The sequence below is a fragment of the Roseateles sp. T103 genome, assembly GCF_057219915.1.
The window spans coordinates 270,460-294,913 of record NZ_JBXVVS010000003.1 but is presented as its reverse complement, the minus strand read 5'-3'; the positions used below and the strand labels follow the sequence as shown (position 1 = coordinate 294,913).

Sequence of the window (24,454 nt, the reverse complement as noted above, 5' to 3'; positions counted from 1 at the left end):
CAAAGGCGGCCGGTACCGCAAGAAAGCCGTCAGCGCCGCGGCCCACACTGCGCCAGCAGCTGCGCGGCGTGACGTCACTGTCACGTTTTGGCGCAGTAGGGCTGGCGGTTTCTGCTCGAATGCTTCGCGCGGCGACGCGGCCTGCTAAGGTGGAGCCACGACGACGAGGCCGGAGCAGCGCGCAAGCGCGCGCCACCGGCCCGCAAGGAGACAAACGCATGGCGCATGCGAATCCCAGCTGGGCCCTGGCCGCCCGCCTCTCGCCGCAGCAGCTGCGCGAGGCGCGCCGCCGCCTGCTCGCCGAGGGCAGCCTGCCCCAGAGCCTGCCCATCGCCCCGCAGCTGCAGGCCAGCTGGCAGCGCAGCCAGCGCTTCGGCTTGCAGCCCGATGTGCGCGCGCCCGGCGCGCCGCATGCCTCGGCGCAGCAGCTGGCGCGCGCGCTGGAGCACCGGCGCGCCTTCGTCGCGCAGGCGCGGCCGGTGATGGAGTTCGTCTTCGAGCAGATCCGCGACAGCGAGAACCTGGTGATCCTGGCCGATGCGCAGGGCATGCTGCTCGAGGCGCTGGGCGAGCCGGCCTTTGCCGACAAGGCCGCGCGCGTGGCGCTGCGGCCCGGCGCGATCTGGCACGAGCAATGGCGCGGCACCAATGCCATCGGCACCGCGCTGGCCGACGGTCAGGCGGTGGTGGTGCACGGCGCCGAGCATTATCTGGAGCGCAACGCCTTCCTGACCTGCGCGGCCGCACCCATCGTCGATCCGGCGGGACGGCTGCTGGGCGTGCTGGACATCTCGGGCGATCACCGCAGCTACCACCGCCACACGCTGGGCCTGGTGCGCTCGGCCACGCGCATGATCGAACACCAGCTCTTCGAGGCCCGCCACGGCAGCGAGCTGCGCCTGCACCTGCATGCGCGCGCCGAGGGCCTGGGCACCGTGGCCGAAGGGCTGCTGGCGCTGTCGGAGGACGGCTGGATCGTCGGCGCCAACACAGCGGCGCTAGAGCTGCTGCGCCTGCCGCGCAGCGCGATCGGCGCGCTGCCGCTGGAGCAGGCGCTGGGTCTGGAGCTGCGCACGCTGCTCACTCAGGGCCGCGCACCGCGCAGCGTGCAGCTGGCCGACGGCCGGACGCTGTGGCTGCGCCTGGAGCCCGGCCGCAGCGGCCTGACGCTGCCCGCCGGCGCCGCGCTGCGCCCGGCCGCGGCCGCACGCGATGCGCTGGCCGCGCTGGACAGCGGCGACGCCGCGCTGCAAGGCCAGATCGAGCGCGCCCGCCGCGTGATCGACAAGCCGATCGCACTGCTGCTGCAGGGCGAATCGGGTGTCGGCAAGGAGCTGTTCGCGCGCGCCTGCCACGACAGCAGCGCGCGCCGCGGCAAGCCCTTCGTCGCGCTGAACTGCGCCGCCCTGCCCGAGGGGCTGATCGAGGCCGAGCTCTTCGGCTACCGGCCCGGCGCCTTCACCGGCGCGGCGCGCGACGGTGCGCCGGGGCGGCTGCGCGAAGCCCAGGGCGGCACGCTCTTCCTCGACGAGATCGGCGACATGCCGCTGGCGCTGCAGGCGCGGCTGCTGCGCGTGCTGCAGGAGCGCCAGGTGCAGCCGCTGGGCGGCGGCGCCGCGGTGCCGGTGGATTTCGCGCTGATCTGCGCCACCCACCGGCCGCTGCGCCAGGAGGTGGAGGCCGGGCGCTTCCGCGAAGACCTCTACTACCGCGTCAACGGCCTGGCACTGCGCCTGCCGCCGCTGCGCGAGCGCAGCGACCTCGCCGCGCTGGTCGAGCGGCTGCTATCAGAGCTGGCGCCGGGTCGCGGCCTCGCGCTGGCCGAGGGCCTGCTGCAGGACTTCCGCCGCTACCGCTGGCCCGGCAATGTGCGCCAGCTGGCCAATGCGCTGCGCACCGCCTGCGCGCTGCTCGGCGACGAGGAGACGTTGATCACGCACGCGCAGCTGCCCGAGGACCTGCTTGACGAGCTGCGTGCCAGCACGCCGCTGGCCGCGCGGACGGTTCAGGACGAGGACGCTGACCTGCGCGTGCAGGCGCAGCGCAGCATCGAGCGCGTGCTGCAGGACTGCCAGGGCAATGTCACCGAGGCGGCACGCCGCCTGGGCATCAGCCGCAACACGCTGTATCGCAAGCTGCGCGGCAGCGCAGGCTCAGGCAGCAGCGCCTGAGTCGCGCGGCGCCAGCCAGCTGGCGATGCACCACTGCGCCGACCAATAGGTGAGCAGCACCCACAGCGCCGCCAGCGGCAGCGGGCCGGCGAACTTGTTGGTGGCCAGCAGCGCATCGGAGCAGAGAAAGAGGAAACCGCCCAGCGCCAGCACGCCGCCGCGCCGACGGGCGCCGGCATCGGCGCTGTTGTCGCGGCTGCGGCGCCAGACCACCATGGCCTGCGCAGCCATCGCCGCCAGGCACAGCACATAGGCGATCACCGGCGGACGCAGGCCAGCGGGCACGCCGGGCCAGAGCTGGCTGAGCACCAGGCCGGCCAGCGCGCCGTAGCCGACGAAGGCCCAGGGCCAGGCGGCCAGGCGCTGCACACGCGTGAAGGCCCACAGATAGGCCAGGTGCGCAATCAGGAAGGACAGCAGGCCGATCACGAAAGCGCTGTCGCCGAACATCAGCGCCACATCGCCGCCCAGCGAGAACACCAGGCCCACGATCACCCAACGCCGCAGCAGCGGCTCGTCGCGGCCGCGCGGCCAGGCGTGCAGGATGATCAGCACCGTGGTCAGCGGCTTGAACAGCCAGACCAGCCAGGGCTGGCCGGCCAGATTGCCGGTGATGGCCAGCGCGGCGCTGAGCGCAACCAGCGCGGCAAGGAGGGGAGTCGTCAGCAGGCGTGTCATGGCGCGCAATGATGGCAGAGCCCCTGCCCGCGGCACATGCTCGCTTGCCCGGGGACGCGACGCGCCTCCGCTCAGTCTGCCGCGTACCAGGGCTGCTCGGCCGACACCACCGCCCGCGCGCCGGCCTGCTGCGCCTGCAGCAGCGCGCCGGTCTGCTCGGGTGTCAGCGGACGCGACAGGCCGAAGCCCTGCAGCATGTCGCAGCCCAGCACGTCCAGGCAGTCGCGATCGGCCGCAGTCTCCACGCCTTCTGCCACCACCTGCATCTGCATCGAGTGCGCCACGCTGACCATGGCGCCGACCAGCGTCTGCGCATCCTCGCTGCTGGCAATGTCCTTGACGAAGAAGCGATCGATCTTGAGCTTGCTGCAGCGCAGCCGGCGCAGATAGGCCAGCGAGCTGTAGCCGGTGCCGAAGTCGTCGATCGCGAGCGCATAGCCACGCTGCTGCAGCAGGCTCACCATCGAGTCGTCGTTGCCCAGGTCCTCGAACAGCGCGCCTTCGGTGAGCTCGAACTCCACGGCCTCTGGCCCCAGGCCCAGCTCGCGCAGGGTCTCCAGGAAGCGCTCGCGCTGCAGCGGGCGGCGGCACTGGCGCGAGGACAGGTTCAGCGCCACCGGCGGACAGGCCAGCCCCAGCTCCAGCCAGCGCCGGCGGTCGCGTGCCAGCGTTTCCAGCAGGCGCAGCCCCAACTCGTCGATCAGCCCGCCGGACTCGGCGATGGCGACGAACTCGGACGGTGGCACCGCACCGCGCAGTGCATGCTGCCAGCGCGCCAGCCCTTCCAGCCCCTGCACGCGCCCCTGGGCATCGAAGAGCGGCTGGTAGGCCAGCCGCACATGGCCCATCAGCAGCGCCTCGCGCAGATCCAGCTCCAGCCTGTGGCGGGCACGCTGCGCATCGCCCAGCGCGGCAGTGAAGAGCTGATAGCCGTCCTTGCCCATGCGCTTGGCCTGGTACATCGCGGCATCCGCCACCTGCATGGCCTCGTCGGCGCGGCTCGCATGCTGCGGCAGCAGCGCCACACCCACCGAGACGCGCACGCGAAGCGCCTCGGCGGCATCGTCCACCGGCTGAGCGAGCAGACGCACCAGGCGCCCGGCGGTGCGGGTGGCCAGCTCCTCGTCCATCGGCGCGCGCAGCAGCAGCGCGAACTCGTCGCCGGCCAGGCGGGCGGCCAGATCGTCGGCGCGCAGCAGGCTGCGCAGGCGCTGTGCCACCGCCTGCAGCAGGCGGTCGCCGGCGGCATGGCCGTGGTCGTCGTTGATCTGCTTGAAGTTGTCCAGGTCGATGAAGAGCAGCGCCGCGATCTCGCCCTGCTCCCGGCCGCGCTGTGCCGCAGCTTCCAGCGCCACGCGCAGGCTCTCGCGATTGGGCAGTTCGGTGAGCGGGTCGTGCAGCGCGAGATAGCGCATGCGCCGTTCGGCCTCGCGCATCTGGGCGCGCAGCTCGTGCGAGGCCAGCCAGGCCAGGCCCAGCGCCGCGACCAGCAGGCCCAGCGAAGTGCCGACGAAGCGGGCCAGGTCCTGCCACAGGCGCAGCCGGCTGGCATGGACGAGCAGCTCGCCCACCTCCTCCTGCCCGGCGATCACCGGCACGCTGAGCCTCTCGATGCCCGCCCATTCGGCAAAGGGGCCGAGCGCGTCGACATCGCGCGTATAGGCGGCAACGACGAGCCGGCTCTTGTCCAGCAGCAGCGCCTGCTGGATGTCGGGCGAGCTGCGGAAGGCAGCGAGGATCTCGCGCGCATCGTCGCTGTTGTCGAAGAGCACGGCTGCCGCCGCGGTATCGGCGACGATGCGCGCATTGGTCTGCAGATCCTGACCGAAGCGCCGATCCAGTTGCACGTACTGCGCCAGCGCCAGCAGGATGGAGAACAGCACCAGCGCGGCCAGCGCCAGCAGCGCCTCGCGCTGCTCCATCAGCAGCTGTTGCAACCAGCGCGGCATGCGGAGCTTTGGCATGCGCTTGCTCAGCCTTTCTTCACGAAGCGCGCCAGCCGCAGCAGCTTGGCACTGATGTCCAGGCCGGCGCGGCGCACTGCATCCAGGCCCACGTCGAAGACCACCCGGCCGTCCTCGACCTGCAGGCTGAACATCAGCCCACGCTCGAGCAGGCCGGGCTCTTCACTCACCCACAGCATCGCCGGCTGTGCCGGAAACGGCAGTTGCGCCTCGCCGGCCAGCAGCACATGGCAGGCCGCGAACTGCCGGTTGCGCACGGCGCGCACCTGCAGCGGGTTGCGGGCCAGGGACTGCCCGTCGAGCGCGCGCAGTTCCTGCGCCAGCGCCGACTCGTCGCTCAGGCACAGCTGCAGCGGCTGCCCCGCAGGCAGGGCGCTGGCCGGCCATTCGACGAAGCGCAGCGCCTTGACCAGCACCTGCGCCTTCAGCCGTGCCTCGACCTCGCCCTGTGCCTGTGACTGCGTCACTGCCGGCGCCAGCAGCAAGGCCGCAGGCAGCAGCAGGACAGCGACCAGGCGTCGGCCATTCAGCAGCAGCGGGGCAGCAGGGCTGCGCATGCGTATCGATTCCTCAGAAGTTGATCTGCCAATCCACGCGCAGGTTGCGCCGTTCCTGCGGCACGCGCAGCAAGGCCGCATTCTCGGGCCCGGCAGGGTCCCAGTGCCGGCGATCGGCGATGTTCTTCACGCGCAGACCCAGCACCTGCTGGCGCCAGCCGGTGTAGCGCAGCAGCAGATTGGCCGTCGCCTGGGCAGGCACGCTCTGCACCCCATCGCGCCGCCCCATGCCCTGTGCCTCCAGGCCCAGCGACCAGTGGGGCGCGAGCGGGGCGATCAGATGGCCTTTCAGCAGCCAGCGCGGCGAATTGCTCAGGCGCTGCCCGCCGCTGCGCGCATCGACAAGCGACAGATCGGCCCGCCACTGCCAGTCGCCCGCCAGGCGCTGTTCCAGCCCGAGGTCCAGTCCGCGCGTACTGACCCGCGAAAGGTTCTCGTAGCGACCCGGGCCGCCGTCAGCCGGCATGCCCATCTCGATCATGCCGCGCAGCTGCGTGTGATAGGCGTGCACGGTCAGCGCGGTGCGCGCATCCAGGCTGCGTTCCCAGGCCAGCTCCAGCGTATTCAGGTGCTCGGGCTTGAGCGCCGGGTTGGCGACCTGGGAGCTGGCGTCGTCGTAGAAGCGCTCGGCCAGATTGGGCGCGCGGAAAGCGCGGCCAGCCATCAGCTTCAGCGCCTCGCCAGGGCGGGCGCGATAGACCAGCGCCACGCGGGGCGACCATTCGGCGGCGAAGCTCTCGATCGCGTCCAGCCGCAGGCCGGTGGTCAGCTGCCAGGACTCGGACAGCCGCCACTGGTCCTGCAGGTAAAGGCCCAGGCTGCGGGTGCGCTTGTCGCTGTCGAGGATCAGACGGTAGGGCTGCTCGTCGTAGTTGCGCTGCATCCCCTCGGGCACGATGCGCGCGTCCAGGCCCAGCATCAGGTCGTGGTTGAGCCAGCCGCGCCACTGCAGCCGCGCATCGACGCTGATCCAGTTGGTGCGCGCCTGGTCGATGTTGCTCAGCTCGTCCTCGAACACATAGCGCCCGCTGAAGCTGCTGTGGGCCAGACCGACGCGCAGACTGCGGCGCAGCTCGCGGCTCCAGCCTTCGTCATAGGCCAGTTCGGCGTAGGCATAGCGGTCGCGATAGCCGGTGCCCGCAGCACCGGGCACCGAACCATAGGGCGCGGTCGCCACGTCCTTGTCGCGCTGCATCGCCGACACGGTGGCCCGCCAGACGCCCAGCCGGTACTTGGCAAACAGGCTGGCATAGCGCGTGCCGTCGAGCCCGAAGACCTTGCCGTCCGGCGTGCCGAGTTCGGGCAGCTCCAGGTTCTCACCATCGCTGCGCCACAGGTTCAGGCCGACGAAGAGATCGCCGCCGGCCGCATTGGTGCTGCCGTACTGCGCCATCGCCCGGCGTGTGCCGAAGCTGCCCAGCGAGCCCAGCAGGCGCAGCCCCGGCGCATCGGCTCCGTCCATGGTGACCAGATTGACCACGCCCAGCAGCGCATTGCCGCCATAAACCGAGGAGCTGGGCCCGTGCACCAACTCCACCCGCTTGACCCATTCGGCCACCAGCGGGAATTCATACTGCGGCAGTGCCTGGTCGTAAAGCGCGTCGTTGACACGGAAGCCGTCGATGGCCATCAGCAGCCGCGCGTTGTAGTCGCCCGGGCGGCTGAAGCCGCGCATGCCCACCGTGCTGTACTGGCGCGAGTCGCCGATGTAGATGCCAGGCAGGCGGCCCAGCATCTCGCCCACCGTGGCATGGCCCAGCAGCGCCGACTCCTTGCGCCCGAACACACTGACAGCTGCCGGCGCATCGAGCAGGCTCTGCGCGTAGCGCGACGGGCCTTCGACCTGGCGTTGCAGCAGGGCTTCGAGCCCGTCGTCGTCATCGGCTGCCGCGCCCGCGGCGCAGAGTGCTGCGGCCGTCGCCACCAGCAAGCGCATGCCACGGGTGCTTCCCGCTCGCTGTCCATCCCAACGCATATCGCATCCCCATCGCATATTTCATGGAAATGCTAAACGTGATACCGGCTCGGCTATCGGGCCGCGCGCAAATTTCGCCGGAAGACGGCAGAACTACGCAACAAAGTCAGGACTTGAGCGCCTGCTGTTGCGCTGCGGCACTGGCCGCGGCCTTGGCCGCGAACTGCTCGCGCATGCGCTTGAGCTTCTCGCGCGGGTCTTCCTTGATGCCGCTCTCGTGCAGCTTCATCTCGGCGATGAAGCGGCTGGGGATGCCGGCCACGGTCTCGCGGCCCTTCTTGCGCCGGCGCAGCGTGGAGACAGCCAGCGTGCTGCGCGCACGGGTGATGCCGACGTACATCAGGCGCCGCTCCTCCTCCAGGCGCTCGGGCGTCATCTCCTCGTCCTCGCTCTTGAAGGGCAGCAGGCCCTCGTTGACGCCGGCGAGGAAGACATGCGGCCACTCCAGGCCCTTGGACGCGTGCAGCGTGGTCAGCGTGACCTGATCCTGCTCGTCGCCGCGCTCGGCCAGGCTGATGATCACGCTGATGGTCTGCGCGACCTGCAGCACGCTCTGCTTCTCGGTCTCGAAAGTGCTGCCGCCGTCCTGGGTGATCTCGCCGCCGCAGCGCTTGGCCACCCAGTCGACGAAGTCCAGCACATTGCCCCAGCGCGCCTGCGCGACCTTCTCGTTCTCTTCATTCGCGAGCAGGTGCTCTTCGTAGCCAATGTCCTGCAGCCACTCCATCAGCAGCGCGCGCGCTTCCTGCGCACCGACGGTCTGGCGGGCGCGGTACTCGAGCTCGTTGATGTAGCGGCCGAACTCGTGCAGGCCGGCGATCGCCTTGCCCGACAGCGCCGTCCCCAGGCTCTCGGCGAACAGCGCCTCGAACATGCTGCACTTCCACTTCGCCGCGAAGGACGACAGCGCGCCCAGCGTCTGGTGGCCGATGCCGCGCTTGGGCGTGGTCACCGCGCGCAGGAAGGCCGGGTCGTCGTCCTGGTTGACCAAGAGGCGCAGCCAGGCGCACAGGTCCTTGATCTCGGCGCGGTCGAAAAAGCTCTGCCCGCCGCTGACCTTGTAGGGGATCTGCGCCTGGCGCAGCTTCTGCTCGAAGACACGCGCCTGGTGGTTGGCGCGGTAGAGGATGGCGAAGTCGCTGAAGCGCAGCGCGCCCGCTTCGCCGCCGCCATTGGCGCGGATCGACTGGATGCGCGCCACGGCGCGCTCGGCCTCGTGCTCCTCGCCGTCGCATTCGACCAGGCTGATCGGCTCGCCCTCGCCGTACTCGCTCCACAGCTTCTTCTGGAAGAGCTTGGGGTTGGACGCGATCACATTGTTGGCCGCGCGCAGGATCGCGCCGGTGGAGCGGTAGTTCTGCTCCAGCGGAATGACCTTCAGCGCAGGGAAGTCCACCGGCAGGCGCTTGAGGTTCTCGATCGTCGCGCCGCGCCAGCCGTAGATGCTCTGGTCGTCGTCGCCCACCGCGGTGAACATGCCGCGCTCACCGACCAGGGCCTTGAGCAGCTCGTACTGCACGGCATTGGTGTCCTGGTACTCGTCCACCAGCACATAGCGCAGCGTGTCCTGCCACTTGCCGCGCGCCTCCTCGTCGCGGCTGAGCAGCGTCAGCGGCAGCGAGATCAGGTCGTCGAAGTCCACCGCCTGGTAGGCCGAGAGGCGCTCCTGGTAGCGCTCCATCACGATGGCCGCGACGCGCTCGTCCTCGTCCTTGGCGGCGGCCAGCGCCTGCTTCGGTGTCAGGCCCTGGTTCTTCCACAGCGAGATGGTCCACTGCCAGCGCTTGGCCTGGTTGGCGTCCACGGTGCCGCCGGCATCGCGCAGCACCGACAGCACGTCATCGCTGTCGAGGATGGAGAACTGCTCCTTCAGCCCGATGCGCGTGCCCTCCTCGCGCAGGATGCGCACGCCAAGGCTGTGGAAGGTGGAGATCACCAGGTCCTTGGCCGCGCGCGGGCCGATCAGCGCCTTGGCGCGCTCGCGCATCTCCTGCGAGGCCTTGTTGGTGAAGGTGATCGCGGCGATGTTCTTGGCCGCATAGCCGGCCTGCAGCAGCCGGGCGATCTTCTGCGTGATCACGCGCGTCTTGCCCGAGCCTGCGCCGGCGATGACGAGGCAGGGGCCGCCCAGGTGGTGGACGGCTTCGAGCTGGGCGGGGTTGAGCGTGTCGGCCATGGCTGCTGGAACTGCGGGGCGGCGCAGGATAGCAAAGCCGCAGCGGCCGGATCCGTGCTAGGCGACAGGTCCATGCGGCCAGCGCCGCGAGTTCAGCCCAACTTCAGCGCGATGGACGCGGCGGCGCCACCGGCGGCGGCAGCGCGCGCAGCCCCAGGGCCAGCAGGGTCACGCACCAGAACAGCAAGGCCACGCGCGGCGCGTCCAGCAGGCTGTCGAAGAGCCCGACGACGAGAAAGCCCAACAGCGCGCCGGCCAGCGCCGGCGCCAGCGCGTGGCTGCGTGCATGGCCCAGCGTGCAGCGCCACAGCGCCGCCACCGTGATCAGCGACGCCAGCGCGAGGCCGAGCAGGCCCTGTTCGAAGAGCAGATGCACGGCCAGGCTCTTCGCATGCCAGGGCATGTGATGACGGTCGCTGGAGAAGAACCAGCGCGCCATGCCCTGCGAGAAGTCGCCGTTGGCGAGCAGCGCACCCTGCGCGTCGCGCAGCTCGACCTCGTCGATATCGGCCGAGGCGCCCCCGCTGCCCAGCGCCAGCGAGAAGGCCACACGCCGCGGCGCCCACCAGTGGCCGCCCATGGCCGGCGCCTTGCCCAGCGCCAGTTCCACCGGCTGCCAGCGGCCGGCTTCGCCTTTGAGCGCCAGCTCCTTGACGACGCAGCTGCCGGTGTAGAGCAGGTGCTTCTCGCAGACATCGGCATGCAAGGTCAGGTCGCTCGTGCTGCGCACGCGCAGGCGCAAGGTCAGCTCGCCGCTGGGCGCAGCGATGCGCTGCGTGATGCGGAACAACTCGCCCCAGCCCTGCACATGTTTGCCGCCAGTCAGGGTCAGGTACTGCTGACCCGGCTCCGTGTCGCGCAGCCGGTAGTCGCCCACCTGCTGGCTGCGATCGCCGCCGAAGAAGAAGCTGGCCGGGAAGCGGCCGCTGCCCTTGCCGAACAGCCAGTCGTCGGTGCCCTGCAGCAGATCCAGCGAGAGCCGCCAATGGTCCAGCCGGCCCTGGATGTCGCGCTTCGCCGTCGACGCGCGGTCACCGATGTACGCGCCGCCGCCCAGACCGCCCACCAGCGCGGCCAGCACCAGCAAGCCGGTCCAGAGCAGGGCCTTGTCGCGCCAGCTGGTGCGCGGCAGCCACTCGCCGATCTCGCCCGGGGCCAGCTGCAGCAGCAGCCAGGCCACCAGCAGGCCCAGCAGCGGCAGCACGGCCGCCTGGCCGGCCAACTCGCCGCCCCAGCTGGCGCAGACCACGCCGACCAGGCCCAGGTTCCACAGCCAGGCCGCCAGCAGCGCGGCCTGCTCGCGCTGGCGCCGGATGCCGGCGCGGTTGCGCCACAGCAGCAGCGCGGTCAGCGCAAACGAGGCGCTGTAGCTGAGGTACTCGCCCTTGGGCACCCAGGCCGACAGCACCCCGCACAAGGCCGTGCCGAGCAGCGCCGCCAGCAGCGCAAGGCTGATCAGCAGCAGGCGCTGCGCGCGCGTCTGCACCAGCGGCAGGCGCAGCGGCGGCAGCGCGAAGAACAGCAGCGCATTGCCGCACAGCGCGAGCAGCGCACGCCAGCCACCGCCAGGAAAGAGCAGCGCCGCCGCCGCCCCATAGGCCGCGAGCACCGCCAGCAGCAGCAGATGCCGCTGCCAGCCTGGGGCGCCGCCTGGCGCGACAGGGTCGGCTGCAGCCCAGCGTCGCTGCCGCAGCGTCAGCAATGCGGTCAGCGCCAGGCCCAGCGGCAGTGCCAGATAGACGCCACGCGAAAAGGTGGTCAGCGCCGCATAGGCACCGAGCAGGTTGATGCCCAGCAGGGCCACGAACCAGGCCGGCCGTCGCTCGCGCAGCAGCCAGGCCAGGGCAAAAGGCAAGCCCAGCGCCAGCGCACCGTCCAGCGCCGCGCCGCCGACATGCATCTCCCAGAACGGGCCGGTGGTGCGGTAGTCGGTGCTGAAGTTGAGCAGGCCGGTGTAGGCCAGTCGCTCCTGCAGCGCCGACAGCGCACAGAACACCAGCACCGCAGTCATCGCCGCGCCGAAGTTGCGCTGCAGCCGCTGGGGCGGCCGCGTCTCGCAGGCGGCGCGCCACAAGGGCAGCAGCAGCGCCACCGCGAAGAAGGCCTTGGCCAGGCGCAGGCTGTTCATCGGCTCGTGGTAGCCCTGATACCAGCCGAAGCTCCAGCCTCCGGCATCCTGCACGCCGCGCCAAGTCGCGAGCGCCAGCGCCAGCGCATAGGCCAGCATCAGCAGCCGGCTCAGGCCCGACCAGCGCAGCGGACGCTGCCAGGCCGGCAAGCGCTCGGCCTGCGGCGCGCCGACTTGCATCGCCCAGCCTGCATAGCCGCCGGCGGCGCTGGCCAGCACCAGCATGTCCATCTCCTCGAAGCTGATCCAGCCGGTCCAGGGCGCCAGGCCCAGCAGCGGCAAGGCCGCCGGCAGCAGCAGCGGCCACTCGCGCCACCAGCGCCAGGCCAGGGCTGCAAGCGCTGCGCACAGCAGCACGGCCAGCTGCGGCTGCAGCGGATGATGGGCGGCCAGGGCTAGCGCGAGGCCGGCGCAGGGCAGCACCGGCAGCACCGGCAGCATCGGCAACAGGGCGGCCCGCGGGCGCGCAGCGGCAGAATCGGTGGCGGTCATCGTCGGGCCCGGGAAGTTCGCGGCGATGATAGCCAGCCACCCTGCTCGAGGCGCATACCCGGTGTGCGGGGAGCGCCACCCATCCAGGGCCGGCGTCGCACTGCCGTCACGCCGGCTCGCTATGCTGCCGTGCATGAGCATCCCGCCTTTCCGCCCCGACTCGACCCGACGCCGCAGCCTGCTGCAGGCCGCGCTGGCCGCGGCCTGTGCGCCGGCCCTGCTGCGCCACGCCGACGCGACGCCCGCGCCGCTGTTCACGCTCGGCGTGGCCTCGGGCTGCCCACGAGCCGACACGGTGGTGCTGTGGACACGGCTGACTGGCGAGGCGCTGCCCGCAGCCGTGCCGGTCGCCTGGGAGATCGCCAGCGACGAAGGCTTCAAGACCATCGTCGCACGCGGCGAGGAAAGCGCCGAGGCGGCCTGGGCGCACAGCGTGCATGCCGAGCCGCGCGGCCTGGCGCCGGACCGTTGGTACTGGTACCGCTTCAGCGCGCTGGGCCAGCGCAGCGTCAGCGGACGCACACGCACCGCACCGGCCGCCGAGGCGCCGGTCGAGACGCTGCGCTTTGCGATCGCCTCCTGCCAGCGCTGGGACCACGGCCACTACGCCGCCTGGGGCGAGCTGGCGCGCCAGGAGCTCGACCTGGTGCTCTTCCTCGGCGACTACATCTACGAGTACCCCACCCTGCTGCCGACGGCGCCGCGCCGCCACATCGGCGGCCTGTGCCGCACGCTGGACGACTACCGCCAGCGTTATGCGCAGTACAAGAGCGACGCGCAGCTGCAGGCGATCCACGCCCATGTGCCGTGGATCTGCATCTGGGACGACCATGAGGTGGACAACGACTACGCCGCGGGTCAGTCGCAGAGCCTGGAGGCGGACTTCGAGCGCCGCCGTGCCGCCGCGACGCAGGCCTACTGGGAGCACATGCCCTTCCCCAAGTCGCTGCGCCCGCGCGGCACCGAGCTGCGCGTGCATGACAGCTACGACTGGGGTGCGCTGGCACGCATCATCACGCTGGACGACCGGCAGTGGCGCGACGTGCAGGCCTGCCCCAAGCCCGGCCGCGGCGGCTCCAACACCGTGAACCTCAAGGACTGCCCCGAGCTGCTCGACCCGCGGCGCAGCCTGCTGGGCCCGGCGCAGGAGCAGTGGCTGGCACAGCGCTGGGATGCAAAGCGGCCCTGGAACCTGCTTGCCCAGCAGACGCTGATGGCGCGGATGAACTCGCAGCCGCCCGGCGACGGCCCGGGCCGCTACTGGACCGACGGCTGGGACGGCTGCCCCGCTGCGCGCCAGCGCCTGCTGCGCGACATGCTGCAGCAGCGTGCACGCAATCCGGTAGTGCTGGGCGGCGATGTGCATGCCAACTATGTGGCCGATCTGAAGCTGGACTTCACCGACGCGCGAGCGCCGGCGATCGCCAGCGAGTTCTGCGGCACCTCGATCAGCAGCAACGGCTTGGCGCAATCGCGCCTGGACGCGGCGCGTCAGCACAACCCGCATCTGCTGCATGCGCGCAGCGACGAGCGCGGCTATATGCGCTTCGAGCTGCGCGCCGAGCGGCTGGATGTGGAGCTGCGCGCCGTCGACAAGCCGCTGGACGCCGACAGCGCGCTGCACACGCAGGCGCGTTTCACGGTGGAAGCCGGCAGGCCGGGCGCGCAGCCGGCCTGAGCCGGGACCGGCGCGTTCAGCGGCGCAGCCAGGCCAGCGCGCGGTGCACCAGGCCGCGAACGCCGCGCGGCCGCGCCGGATCGACCGCGCTGCCGTCGAAGGCGGCGACGAACAAGGGCTGGATCGGATCGCTGCCGGCCGTTTCGTCATTGGCGGCCGGCATGGGCATCGGGGTGAGCGTCAGCGCCGAGGAGTTGCGGCCGGCCAGCCAGGCACGCAGATCCTCGCCGAGCTCGCGCACCGAGGGGTGACGCTGCGCCGGCTGAACTGCGATCGCCTTGCGCAGCAGCGCTTCCAGGCCCAGCCTTTCGGCCGCGTTGAGCCCGGCCACTGCGGCGCTGGACTGCAGCAGATGCTCATCGTGTCGGCGCAGCGCCCGGCCGTTGGCCAGCCAGCAGGCCAGCATGCCGGCGGCATAGCTTTCGCTGGCCAGACTGGGCGCCGCGCCCTGCTGCAGCTCGGGACTGACGAAGGGCTGTGCGGCCAGCGTCCAGCGCGAACCCTGGGCCGCGGCCTCGTCGGCCAGATCCGCCAGACCCAGATTCATCAGGCGCAGTTGCTGCCCCGCCGCCAGCCACAGCAGGCCGGGGTCGAGCTCGCGCAGCACCAGGCCATCGGCACGCAGTGCTTGCAGGCCATCGCAGAGCTGCAGCGCCAATTGCAGGCGCTGGCGCAGCGGCAGCTCGGCACTGGCCGCGAGCAGCGGCTGGCCGTCCAGCGGCGGGAAAACTAGATAGGGCAGGCCGTCGGCAGTGACGCCGCTGTCCTGCGCGTTGACGAACAGTCCGCCGCCGAGGTCGGCCGCCAGGCCCGCCTGCTCGGCCATGCGCAGCAGCAGCGGCATGCCCTCCTCGGGGCGCTGAAAGACCAGCACCCGCGCCGTCTGCTCGCTCGCCAGGCTGTGCTCCACCGCATACCAGCGGCCGGACTCGCAGACCGGCAGCGCAGCGACGACCCGCCACACGCCCAGGCTCTCGCCGGCGCGCAACTGCAGCGCCTGCGGCAGGGCGGCATCGGCGGCGGCGGCCGGCGCCGGAAACAGGGCGGAGAAACGTACGGCTGCGGACATGGTTTTGCGGCGCCCGCCCGAGGGAGCAGCGACGCCGGTGCCGGCATATTAGGCGGTACGGCCGGCCGGGCACACAGTCACGGCCCCTCATCAAAGGGGGCTGGGCCGACTTCAAGCGCGCCCAGCGCCAAATTGTGCGCACTGCGCCACCGCGCACTGCTGTCAGCGCCGCAGCCCCTGTCGCTTGCGATACTCGCGCCCCATGCAGGCCATCCTCGCCGTCACGCTGCCCTTCTTCGCGCTGGTGCTCTGCGGCTATCTGGCCGCGCGGCGCGGCCTGCTGGCCGAGAGCGCCATCCCCGGGCTGAACGGCTTCGTGCTCTTCTTCGCCCTGCCCTGCATGCTGTTCCGCTTCGGCATGAACACGCCGGTGCTGGAACTGCTGAACCCGACCGTGCTGGGCGTCTACATCGCCGCACAGCTGCTGATCGTCTTCTTCACCATTGCGCTGACGCTGTCGGCCCGCGTCAGCCTGAAGGACGCCGCCTTCGGCGCCCTGGTCGCTGCCTTCCCCAACACCGGCTTCATGGGCGTGCCGCTGCTCGCGGCCCTGCTGGGCGCGGCGGCCGCCGGACCGGTGATCACCACGGTGCTGGCCGATCTGTTCATCACCAGCTCGCTATGCATCGCGCTGGCCCGCGCCCATGAGGCCCTGCAGTCCGGCGGCCACGAGGGCGGACGTGCCGCCCGGCAGGCGGCGCTGCAGGCGCTGCGCGGCGCGCTGTCCAACCCGCTGCCCTGGTCGATCGCGCTGGGCGCGCTGGCCTCGCTGATGCAGTGGCGCCTGCCCGGGCCGGTGGACAGCGTGGTGAAGATGCTCGCCGATGCGGCGACACCGGTGGCGCTGTTCACCATCGGCGCGGTGCTCTGGCGCGCCGGCCGGCATGCGCACACGCGCACGCCGGTGGAGCTCTACCTGCCGGTGGCACTGATCAAGCTCTTCGTGCATCCGGCGCTGGTCTTCGCGCTGGGCGCCGCGGCGCACGCGCTGGGTGCGCCCTTGTCCAGCTTCCAGCTGCTGGTGCTGACGCTGGCCGCGGCACTGCCCAGTGCCAGCAATGTCTCGCTGCTGGCCGAGCGCTATGGCGCGGACAACGGCCGTGTCGCGCGCATCATCATGGCCTCCACCGCGCTGGCCTTCCTCAGCTTCACCGGCCTGGCCTGGCTGCTCGGCGCCAAGCCGGTGTGAAACGCTCCCCCCCCTACGGCCTTCGGCCGCCCCCTCAAGGGGGCACGTCCGAGGGACCGGCAGAGCCGGATCCCTGGACGCCGCTCGGGAATGCATTCGGTTCGTCCGACGAAAGTGCCTCACAGTGGCGTGGAGGACTGAGATGGTCAGCCGCGACGATGCGCTATCGTTGCGCAGCTCTCACCTCCTGCACGCGCCAAACCGCCCGCCCATGCGCCTGATGTTTCCGTTGCTGGCCGGCCTGCTTGCCCTGGCCGCTATCCCGCCTGCCGCTCAGGCCTACCAGCAGCCCTCGCCGGCGATCCGCGAGGTGCTGGATGCGCCGGCCCTGCCGCGGCTGCTGCCCTCGCCGAACCGACAAACACTGGCACTGCTGGAGCAGCGGCGCTTCAACAGCATAGACGAGCTTGCACGCCCGACGCTGCGCCTGGCCGGCCTGCGCTTCGACGCGGTCAGCAATACGCCGACACCGCTGGCCGCGGTGCAGCGCCTGCGCCTGCGCGCGCTGCTCAATGCCGATGCGCCCGAGCGGGTGGTCGAGCTGCCGGCCGGCGGCAGTTTCCACAGCTTCGCCTGGTCGCCCGATGGCCAGCACTTCCTGCTCGAGCGGCGCACCGACAGCAGCAACGAGCTGTGGGTGGGCGACAGCGCCAGCGGACGGCTGCGCGTCGTGCCGGGGTTGCGCCTGAACAACCTGCTGCTGCAGGGCGACTACGCCTGGCTCAATCCGCGCGAGCTGGTGGTCACGGCCCAGCCCGAGCGGCGCGGCCCGGCGCCGCGACTGCGTCCGCAGCCAGTGGTGCAGGAGAGCGGCGCCCAGGCTTCGCCGGAGCGCACCTATCCGGACCTGCTGCGCTCGCCGGACGATGAGGCGCAGTTCGAATACCACGCCCGCGCCCAGCTGACGGTGGTGGACCTTGGCAGCCTGAACACCCGGCTGATCGGCGAGCCGGGGCTGTATTCGAGCGTCAGCACGGTAGGCGACGGGCAGTACCTGCTGACCGAGCGCCTGGCCCGCCCCTTCAGCTACCAGCTGACCTGGGAAGACTTCCCGACCATCGTCGAGCTGCGCCAGCGCAACGGCCGCCTGCTGCGCGAGCTCGCGCGCGTACCGATGCGCCAGGGCGTGGCGATCGACGGCGTGCTGCCGGGACCGCGCGTGTTCTACGCCTCGCCGACGCGCGACGCGGCGATCTACTGGGTCGAGGCGCTGGACGGCGGCAACCCGGCGCTGCGCGTGGCCTTCCGCGACCGCGTGATGCGTCTGGACCCGCCCTATACCGGCGCGCCGCGCGAGGTGCAGCGCATGCCACACCGCTTCACGCGACTGCGCTTCCTGGACGATGGGCAGCACGCCATCCTGACCGAGACCGACCGGCTGCGCGCCTGGACGCGCAGCTATCTGCTGCCGCTGGGTGGCGAGCAGAGCCGGCCGCTGTTCGAGCACTCGGTGCGCGAGCGCTACCGCCATCCCGGCACGCCGCTGATGCGCACGCTGCCCACCGGGCAGAAGGTCATCCAGACCAGCCGCGACGGCGGCGCGATCTACATGATCGGCCAGGGTGCGGGGCCGCGCGGCGAGCGGCCCTTCCTCGACCGCCTCGCGCTCGCCGACGGCACGACGGCACGGCTGTTCCAGTCCGACGATCGCAGCTACGAGCAGCCGCTGCTGCTGCTCGACGGCAGCCGACTGCTCACGCTGCGCGAGTCGATCAGCGAGCCGCCGAATCTCGTGCTGCGCGACAGCCAGCAGCCCCAGCTGATGCAGGCCCTGACGGCACTGAAGGACAACAGCCCGCCGCTGCGCCGGCTGCGCCGCGAGCTGGTCAGCTTCAAGCGTGCGGACGGCGTCGAGCTGTCCTTCTGGCTCTACCTGCCACCGGACCTGCGCGAAGGCGAACGGCGGCCAGCCCTGATCTGGGCCTATCCGCTTGAGTTCAACGACGCGGCCGTGGCCGGGCAGCTCAGCGGCTCACCGAACCGCTTCCTGTCGCCCACCGGCATCAGCCCGCAGCTGCTCGCGCTGGATGGCTACGTGGTGCTGGCCGACGCCACCATGCCGGTGGTCGGCGATGCGCGCAGCATCAACGACGGCTTCCTCGAGCAGATCGCGATGAACGCGCGCGCCATCATCGACAAGGCCGAATCGCTGGGCATGGTGGACACGCGGCGCCTGGCCATAGGCGGGCACAGCTACGGCGCCTTCATGAGCGCCAATCTGCTGGCCCACACCGACCTGTTCCGCTGCGGCATCGCGCGCAGCGGGGCCTACAACCGCACGCTGACGCCCTTCGGTTTCCAGAGCGAGCGGCGCTCGCTGTGGGACGCGCGCGAGACCTACCTGAAGCTGTCTCCGCTGCTCTTCGCCAGCGAGATCAGGGAGCCGCTGCTGCTGATCCACGGCGAGGCGGACGGCAACTCCGGCACCTTTCCGCTGCAGAGCGAGCGGCTGTTCCAGGCGCTCAACGGATTGGGTAGCAAGGTGCGCTATGTGCTGCTGCCTCATGAGGGTCATGGCTACACCGCGCGCGAATCGGTCGGCCACACGCAGTGGGAGATGAGCCAGTGGCTGCGCGCCTGCCTGGGCGAGCCGCGCCAGGCCGCCGCCGGCACCGGCGCAGCGCGCAACCCCTCCTGAAGGCCGGCGCCAGCTTATCCATAGGCTGGATATCGCTTATCGGCACCGCTGTATTGATGGATAAGTCGCCGACCGCGACACTGCCCTCACTACAACAGGAGACAGCCTCCCATGAAACGCATCCTCGGCATCGCCGCACTGGCCCTGGCCTATGCCACCGCACCCACCGCTCTTGCGCAGGCCTGGCCGAGCAAGCCGGTCAAGGTGGTCGTCAACTTCGCACCCGGTGGCGCGGCCGACCAGCTGGCGCGGCTGATCGGCCAGCCGCTGCAGGAGGCGCTGGGCCAGCCGGTGGTGATCGAGAACCGCGGCGGCTCGGGCGGCAACCTCGGCGGCGACGCGGTCGCCAAGGCGCCAGCGGACGGCTACACGCTGCTGATGAGTTCCGGCGGCATGGTGTCGGTGAATCCGCACATCTACCCGAAGATGCCCTTCGACCCGGCCAAGGACCTCACGCCGGTGGCGGCGGTCGCGCGGGTGGGCGTGTACCTGCTGGTGCGCGATGACAGCCCGATCAAGGACTTCAAGGGCTTCCTCGCCGATCTGAAGGCCAATCCCGGCAAGCGCAGCTTCGGCAGCCCGGGCAACGGCAGTTCGCCGCACCTGGCCACCGAGATGCTCAAGAGCATGACCGGAACCTTCGCGGTGCACGTGCCCTATCGCGGCGCTGCGCCGGCCTTGAACGACCTGCTGGCCGGGCAGGTGGACTTCCTCTTCGATCCCGGCGTGGGCCTGCCGCATGTGCGCGCCGGCAAGCTGCGCCTGCTGGCCGTGGGCAGCCCCAAGCGTGCCGCGCAGTTCCCCGACACACCGACCGTGGACGAGATGGGCCTCAAGGGCTTCGACGCGGACACGGTGTTCGGCTTCTACGCGCCTGCAGGTACGCCGCCGGCGGTGATCAACCGGCTCAACAGCGAGATCAACCGCGTGCTCGCGCAGGCGACGGTACGCGAGCGCATCGCCGCGCTCGGCGGCGTGCCCACGCCGATGAGCCCGGCGGAGTTCCGCACCAAGGCCGCAGACGACTCCAAGCGCTTCGGCGCCATCATCCGCGAGCGCAAGATCGTTGGCGACTGATTGCCTGTACCCGGCCCGGCCGCTCAGACCGTGGCCGGGATGGTGTCCAGCGACAGCGGCACCGTCTCGCCAGGGAATGGTGACGGCAAGGTGATCTCGAACACCGCACCGCCGCCGGCACGGTTGGCAGCGTGGATGCGGCCGCCATGGATGGCGATGATCTTGCGGCAGATCGCCAGGCCCAGGCCGGTGCCCCCGGAGCCGTCCTTGGTCTGACTGGATTGCACGAAGGCTTCGAAGATGGACTCCAGCTCGGCTGGGGGTATGCCCGGCCCATGGTCCGCCACCGCCAGGCGGATGTCGCCGAGCATGACCTGCTCGGCCTCGATCTCGATCACGCCTTGCTCCGGCGAGAACTTGATCGCGTTGGCCAGCACATTGCGCAGCACCTGCTGGAAGCGCAGCGGATCGACCTTGGCAACCAGCGGCTGCTGCGGCAGCCGCGGCAGCAGTTGCACCCGGCGTCGGTCGGCCAGCGGTTCCAGCTCGTGCAGCACCGCCTGCACCAGGCCGCGCAGATCGCTCAGCTCCAGCTCCAGCGCGCCGACCACGCTCTCGATCTTGGAGACGTCCAGCAGATCGTTGACCAGGGCCAGCATGCGCTGGCCGGAGGCATGGATGTCGTCGAACATGCCGGCCAGCCGGGGATGGGCCTGGGCGCGCGCCTGCCCCAGTTCGGAGAAGCCCAGGATGGACTGCAAGGGCGTGCGCAGCTCGTGGCTGATGTTGGCAATGAACTCGGACTTGGCGCGCGAGGCCTCCTCGGCCGCGTCACGCGCCTCGCGCGTGGCGCGCTCTGCATCGCGGAACTCGCTGATGTCCAACAGCGTGCTCAGCGAGCCGGTGACGCTGCCCAGCTCGTCTCTCAGCAGCACCTTGGTGATCTGCACATCGCGGCGCGATCCGTCGCGATGCGGCCAGCGCGCCTCGTAGCGCATCGTGCCCCCCTCGGCAAGCAGGCGCTCGTGCATGCGCTCATGCAGCGCGCGATCGGCGGCATCCAGGAAGCTGGCGAGTCGCGCGCCGATCACACGCTCCCGCGGCAGGCCGGTGAACTGCTCCCAGGCCCGATTCACCGTGGCATAACGGCCCTGCGCATCGAACAGCACGATGGGCTGCGGACTCACCTCGAGCAGCAGCGTGGTGAAGGCCAGCTCCTGCCTGAGGCGCTGCTGGGCCGCATGCCGCTCGGTGGTGTCGATCGCGCTGCCGGCGAAACCGGCGACACGGCCCTGCGCAATCAACGGCACCACCGAGATCGCCAGCCGGCGATGGCTCCCATCGGCCAGACGCAGCACCGCCTCCGTCGCACGCATGCCCGGTGCATCGACCGCGCGGCCGAACAGCGCCGCAACACGGTGCTCATAGGCCGGCTCCACCAGTGCGGCGAGCCGACGCCCGATCAGCTGCTGGCCGCCCGCTGCGCCGAGCAGGGTCCAGCGAGCGTTGACGAAGCTCAGGCGACCGTCGGCATCGGTACGGAAGATCAGCTCCTGCACGCTCTTCATCAGCACGCTGAGTTCGCGCTCGCGCAAGGCCACCTCCTGGTGTGCGCGATCCAGAGCGGCCCGCGCGCGCTGACGCGCCGCCAGGCTGCGCAGCACCACCAGCGTGCCGGCGCCGACGGCCAGCAGCATCAGCGCCGCCACGCCGCTTTGCCAACCCAGCGAGGCACGCCAGGCCGCCAGCACGGCATCACGGCTCTGCTCCACCGCCAGCACGAGGGGGCGCTCGCCCAGCGCGCGGTAGGCCACCAGCTGCTCGCCGTCCGTCAGTCCGCCGCCGTCGTAGGCACCGATCTGTGCCAGGCGCAGCCAGTGATCGAACACGGGGTGGGCCGACAGCGTACTGCCGGGCTCGGCCTCGACACCCTGGGTCGCCGCCAGCAGCTCGCCGTCGTAGCTGGCCATCCAGGCCCGGCCAGGCATCTCGTCCAGCACACGCTGCTGGTAGTTGGCGAAGGCGTCAGGGCTGAGCAGCAGCACGATGAGCAGCGCGCGCCCATCGGCACTTTGCAGCGGACGAGACATCGGCAGCACGGCGACACCGGCCGGCACGTGCCGCTGCGCCTGCCCCTTGGCCAGATCGCGCAGGCCGCGCGCGGCCAGCACGCGCGGCCGGCGCGCGTCGCCGGCCTCACGCAGCGCTGTCAGCGCGTCGCCACGCAAGAGCAGCCCGGCCTCATGTGGCTCGCTGGACGCGATCACCCGGCCGCGCTCGTCGAGCAACGCCAGGCTGCGGATGTGGTTCAGGCCCAGCAGTGCGTTGGCGAACGCCGCCTGCAGCGCCGATTCCTCGCGCAGGGCGCCAGGGCGCTGCAGGCCGTCGCCCACCGACGCTAGCACCAGCACGCTGCTATCGAACGCCCGACGCGCATGGTCCTCGAGCACGCGCACCGCCATCGCGCCGCGGTCGCGCGCCTGTTCGAGCGCAGCCTGGCGTTGCGCCTGCAACAGCGCCAGCAGCGCCGCGACGATCGCCAGCGCAGCCATGCCGCCTATGGCCAGGACGATGCGCGCGGGCTTGCGCAGCAGGGCGTCGGCAATCCGGGCGAAGGCAGCCATGAGTCGGCCCGCTCTAGCGCACGACGATCTCGTCCAGGCGGTGACGGCGCGCCGCACCGAGCAGCCGGCCATCGGACTTGATGCGTGCCACGAAGGCATCGAGCACAGTCAGCCATTCGCCATCGCCCTGGCGCGTCGCGTAGGCATAGGGCAGCACATGGAAGGGCCGAGGCGGCGCCACCAGCCGCGCCCAATCGACGTTGTCGAGCAGACGGCGGCTGTAGGGGTAGTCGGTCATGAACACATCGACGCGGCCCGCCTCGAGCTCGGCCTCGCGCGTCTGCGGCGGGCGCACCACCACCATCTGGGCCTGCTTGAGCGACTCGCGCATCACCGGCTCCATGAAGGTGCCGGCTTGCACGGCGACGAGCACACCGGGCTTGTCGATGTCGGCCCAGTCGCGCACGACGCGGTTGCTGCGCGTGGTCACCGCATAGATGTCGCTCTGCATATAGGGCTGGGTGAAGGCCAGCCTCTCCTTGCGCGACGGCAGCACGCCAACAGCGAACATGGCGACGTCGCAGCGCCGCGACTCCAGGTCCTCGATCAGCTTGGCGAAGCTGCTGTCCACGTAGTCCACCGCGACCCGCAAATCGCGCGCCAGCTCGGCAGACAGCTCGATGTCGATGCCGCTGAGCTGGCCGGTATGCGGATGGCGGTAACTGATGCCGTGGTAGGAGGGCCAGATGCACACGCGCAACTTGCCCGAGCTGCGCACGCGCTCCAGCGTGGCACCGGTTTCACGCGCACTCGGCTGTGCAGTCGCTGCATCGCACAGCAGCATGGCAGCGCCTGCAAGCCAAAGTGCGTGTAGCGGCGCTCGCTTCATGGGCTGTCCCGTGGCAGTCGTCGCGACGCTCAGTCGAGCTCAGCCAGCGACTCGAAGGTCGGCGGATGCCGGTTGATGTAGTCGCGCAGCGCAACCAGGCGGTGAATGTTGCGCACGAAGCAGTCGACGATGTGCGGATCGAAGGCTCGGCCGGATTCCTGTTCGAGCATGCGCAGCGCGACCTCAGGGCTCAGCGCCTCGCGATAGCAGCGATCCATGGTCAACGCATCGAAGAAATCGCACACGGCGACGATGCGGCCACTGAGCGGGATCGCCTCGCCGCTCAGGCCCCGCGGGTAGCCGCTGCCGTCCCAGCGCTCATGGTGGGTCAGGGCGATCTCAGCCGCCAGCTCGAACAGCGCAATGCTCGATCGACCCAGGATGTGTGCGCCCAGCACCGGGTGCTGCTTCATCTCCGCCCGCTCGCTCTCGGCGAGCGGGCCGACCTTCTTCAGCACGCGGTCGGCGATCCCGATCTTGCCGATGTCGTGCATGGGCGCCGCTCGGCGCAGCTGCTGAGCGTATTGAACCGGCTCACCCAGCATCAGGGCCAGTGCCTCGGCCAAGTAGCCGATGCGCACGATGTGCACGCCGGTGTCGTCGTCGCGCAGCTCGGCCGCCAGCGACAGGCGCAGCAGCGCCTCGTGATGGGCACGCGTCACCTCTCGCAGCGCCTCGTTGCGCTCCTTGTACATGCGCCCGAAGTCAGCGACCAGCCGCTCCATCTGCGCCACTGCGGCCGCGTCGAAGGATCGGCTCGCCACGCCAGAGCTACCTGTACCTAGCATTGCATGAGTCCTTCGTGTGTCAGGCGTGCGCCCAGATGCCGGCAATGCTGTCGATCAGCTGCAGCGGGCTGAAGGGCTTGACCAGATAGGCGTCCGCACCGGCCTCGCGACCGGCCTCGCGATCACGGGCCTGACCGCGGGCGCTGAGCAGCATGACGTGCGGCGCGTAGTCACCCCAGGTCGATTTCAGGCGGCGACACGCCTCCAGACCGTCAAAGTCTCCTGGCATCATCACATCCAGCAGCACCAAGTCCGGATGCAAGTCGGCCGCCATGGCGATAGCCGACGGTGCATCTCCCGCCTCGAAGATCTCATAGTCCTCGAACTCCAAGGTCATGCGGATCAATTTGCGAATATCCGCATGGTCATCGACGATCAGTATCTTTCTCATGATCACTCCCCGCAGATGTGATACATCAATAGTATCATTTACAGCAAATCTTATTGGGGCAATTCCGCGCTGCCCGACGCCGAATTCCGG

Annotated in this window: 16 protein-coding genes; 5 read left to right on the top strand and 11 right to left on the bottom strand. The window is 70.6% G+C overall.

Translation table 11 applies throughout. The features are described 5' to 3' along the window. Positions 1–218 precede the first annotated feature (218 nt). On the top strand, positions 219–2,171 hold the full coding sequence (locus AC2EBS_RS11625; RefSeq protein ID WP_484728582.1) for a sigma-54-dependent Fis family transcriptional regulator: 1,953 nt from the start codon (positions 219–221) through the stop codon (positions 2,169–2,171). Here AC2EBS_RS11625 and AC2EBS_RS11620 read toward each other — a convergent pair. The 6 genes from AC2EBS_RS11620 to AC2EBS_RS11595 all read right to left on the bottom strand — a co-directional run bounded on the left by AC2EBS_RS11620 (position 2,154) and on the right by AC2EBS_RS11595 (position 12,141). Beyond that, positions 2,154–2,849 (bottom strand): lysoplasmalogenase, encoded by a 696-nt coding sequence (locus AC2EBS_RS11620; protein WP_484728581.1) that lies wholly within the window; start codon positions 2,847–2,849, stop codon positions 2,154–2,156. The genes AC2EBS_RS11625 and AC2EBS_RS11620 overlap by 18 nt on opposite strands. Positions 2,850–2,920: 71 nt before the next feature. Beyond that, the gene (locus AC2EBS_RS11615; protein ID WP_484728580.1) at positions 2,921–4,813 is read right to left on the bottom strand and encodes a putative bifunctional diguanylate cyclase/phosphodiesterase; all 1,893 of its coding nucleotides are present in this window, start codon (positions 4,811–4,813) and stop codon (positions 2,921–2,923) included. Positions 4,814–4,821: 8 nt separating this feature from the next. Further along, on the bottom strand, positions 4,822–5,370 hold the full coding sequence (locus tag AC2EBS_RS11610; RefSeq protein ID WP_484728579.1) for a YfiR family protein: 549 nt from the start codon (positions 5,368–5,370) through the stop codon (positions 4,822–4,824). A 13-nt stretch (positions 5,371–5,383) separates the two neighbouring features. After that, positions 5,384–7,306 (bottom strand): TonB-dependent receptor plug domain-containing protein, encoded by a 1,923-nt coding sequence (locus tag AC2EBS_RS11605; RefSeq protein WP_484728578.1) that lies wholly within the window; start codon positions 7,304–7,306, stop codon positions 5,384–5,386. A 145-nt stretch (positions 7,307–7,451) separates the two neighbouring features. After that, positions 7,452–9,521: an ATP-dependent helicase gene (locus AC2EBS_RS11600; protein WP_484728577.1), complete on the bottom strand. Its 2,070-nt coding sequence runs from the start codon at positions 9,519–9,521 to the stop codon at positions 7,452–7,454. 103 nt (positions 9,522–9,624) lie between these two features. After that, positions 9,625–12,141, bottom strand: coding sequence for a hypothetical protein (locus AC2EBS_RS11595; protein WP_484728576.1), 2,517 nt, complete (start codon positions 12,139–12,141; stop codon positions 9,625–9,627). 133 nt (positions 12,142–12,274) lie between these two features. Here AC2EBS_RS11595 and AC2EBS_RS11590 point away from each other — a divergent pair, with 133 nt between their 5' ends. Further along, on the top strand, positions 12,275–13,819 hold the full coding sequence (locus tag AC2EBS_RS11590; protein WP_484728575.1) for an alkaline phosphatase D family protein: 1,545 nt from the start codon (positions 12,275–12,277) through the stop codon (positions 13,817–13,819). Between the two features lie 16 nt (positions 13,820–13,835). Here the strand turns inward: AC2EBS_RS11590 and AC2EBS_RS11585 are convergent, their stop codons facing one another. Continuing rightward, entirely contained in the window at positions 13,836–14,888 is a 1,053-nt protein-coding gene (locus tag AC2EBS_RS11585) for a serine/threonine-protein kinase (RefSeq protein WP_484728574.1), read from the bottom strand. A gap of 202 nt (positions 14,889–15,090) precedes the next feature. On the opposite strand from AC2EBS_RS11585, the gene AC2EBS_RS11580 reads away from it, so the two are divergent. The 3 genes from AC2EBS_RS11580 to AC2EBS_RS11570 all read left to right on the top strand — a co-directional run bounded on the left by AC2EBS_RS11580 (position 15,091) and on the right by AC2EBS_RS11570 (position 19,792). Beyond that, the gene (locus AC2EBS_RS11580) at positions 15,091–16,077 is read left to right on the top strand and encodes an AEC family transporter (RefSeq protein WP_484728573.1); all 987 of its coding nucleotides are present in this window, start codon (positions 15,091–15,093) and stop codon (positions 16,075–16,077) included. Between the two features lie 211 nt (positions 16,078–16,288). Continuing rightward, positions 16,289–18,715 carry a S9 family peptidase gene (locus AC2EBS_RS11575; RefSeq protein ID WP_484728572.1) on the top strand — a complete coding sequence of 809 codons (2,427 nt, stop codon included), beginning with the start codon at positions 16,289–16,291 and terminating at the stop codon, positions 18,713–18,715. A 111-nt stretch (positions 18,716–18,826) separates the two neighbouring features. Next, positions 18,827–19,792 (top strand): Bug family tripartite tricarboxylate transporter substrate binding protein, encoded by a 966-nt coding sequence (locus AC2EBS_RS11570; protein ID WP_484728571.1) that lies wholly within the window; start codon positions 18,827–18,829, stop codon positions 19,790–19,792. A gap of 23 nt (positions 19,793–19,815) precedes the next feature. On the opposite strand, the gene AC2EBS_RS11565 is transcribed toward AC2EBS_RS11570, so the two are convergent. From AC2EBS_RS11565 to AC2EBS_RS11550, 4 genes are all read right to left on the bottom strand, one after another. After that, on the bottom strand, positions 19,816–22,356 hold the full coding sequence (locus AC2EBS_RS11565) for a sensor histidine kinase (protein ID WP_484728570.1): 2,541 nt from the start codon (positions 22,354–22,356) through the stop codon (positions 19,816–19,818). 13 nt (positions 22,357–22,369) lie between these two features. After that, entirely contained in the window at positions 22,370–23,140 is a 771-nt protein-coding gene (locus tag AC2EBS_RS11560; RefSeq protein WP_484728569.1) for an ABC transporter substrate-binding protein, read from the bottom strand. 74 nt (positions 23,141–23,214) lie between these two features. Further along, entirely contained in the window at positions 23,215–23,973 is a 759-nt protein-coding gene (locus AC2EBS_RS11555) for an HD-GYP domain-containing protein (RefSeq protein WP_484728568.1), read from the bottom strand. A gap of 19 nt (positions 23,974–23,992) precedes the next feature. Next, a complete protein-coding gene (locus AC2EBS_RS11550; RefSeq protein ID WP_484728751.1) occupies positions 23,993–24,364 on the bottom strand; it encodes a response regulator transcription factor in 372 nt (123 codons plus the stop codon). Positions 24,365–24,454: the final 90 nt, after the last annotated feature.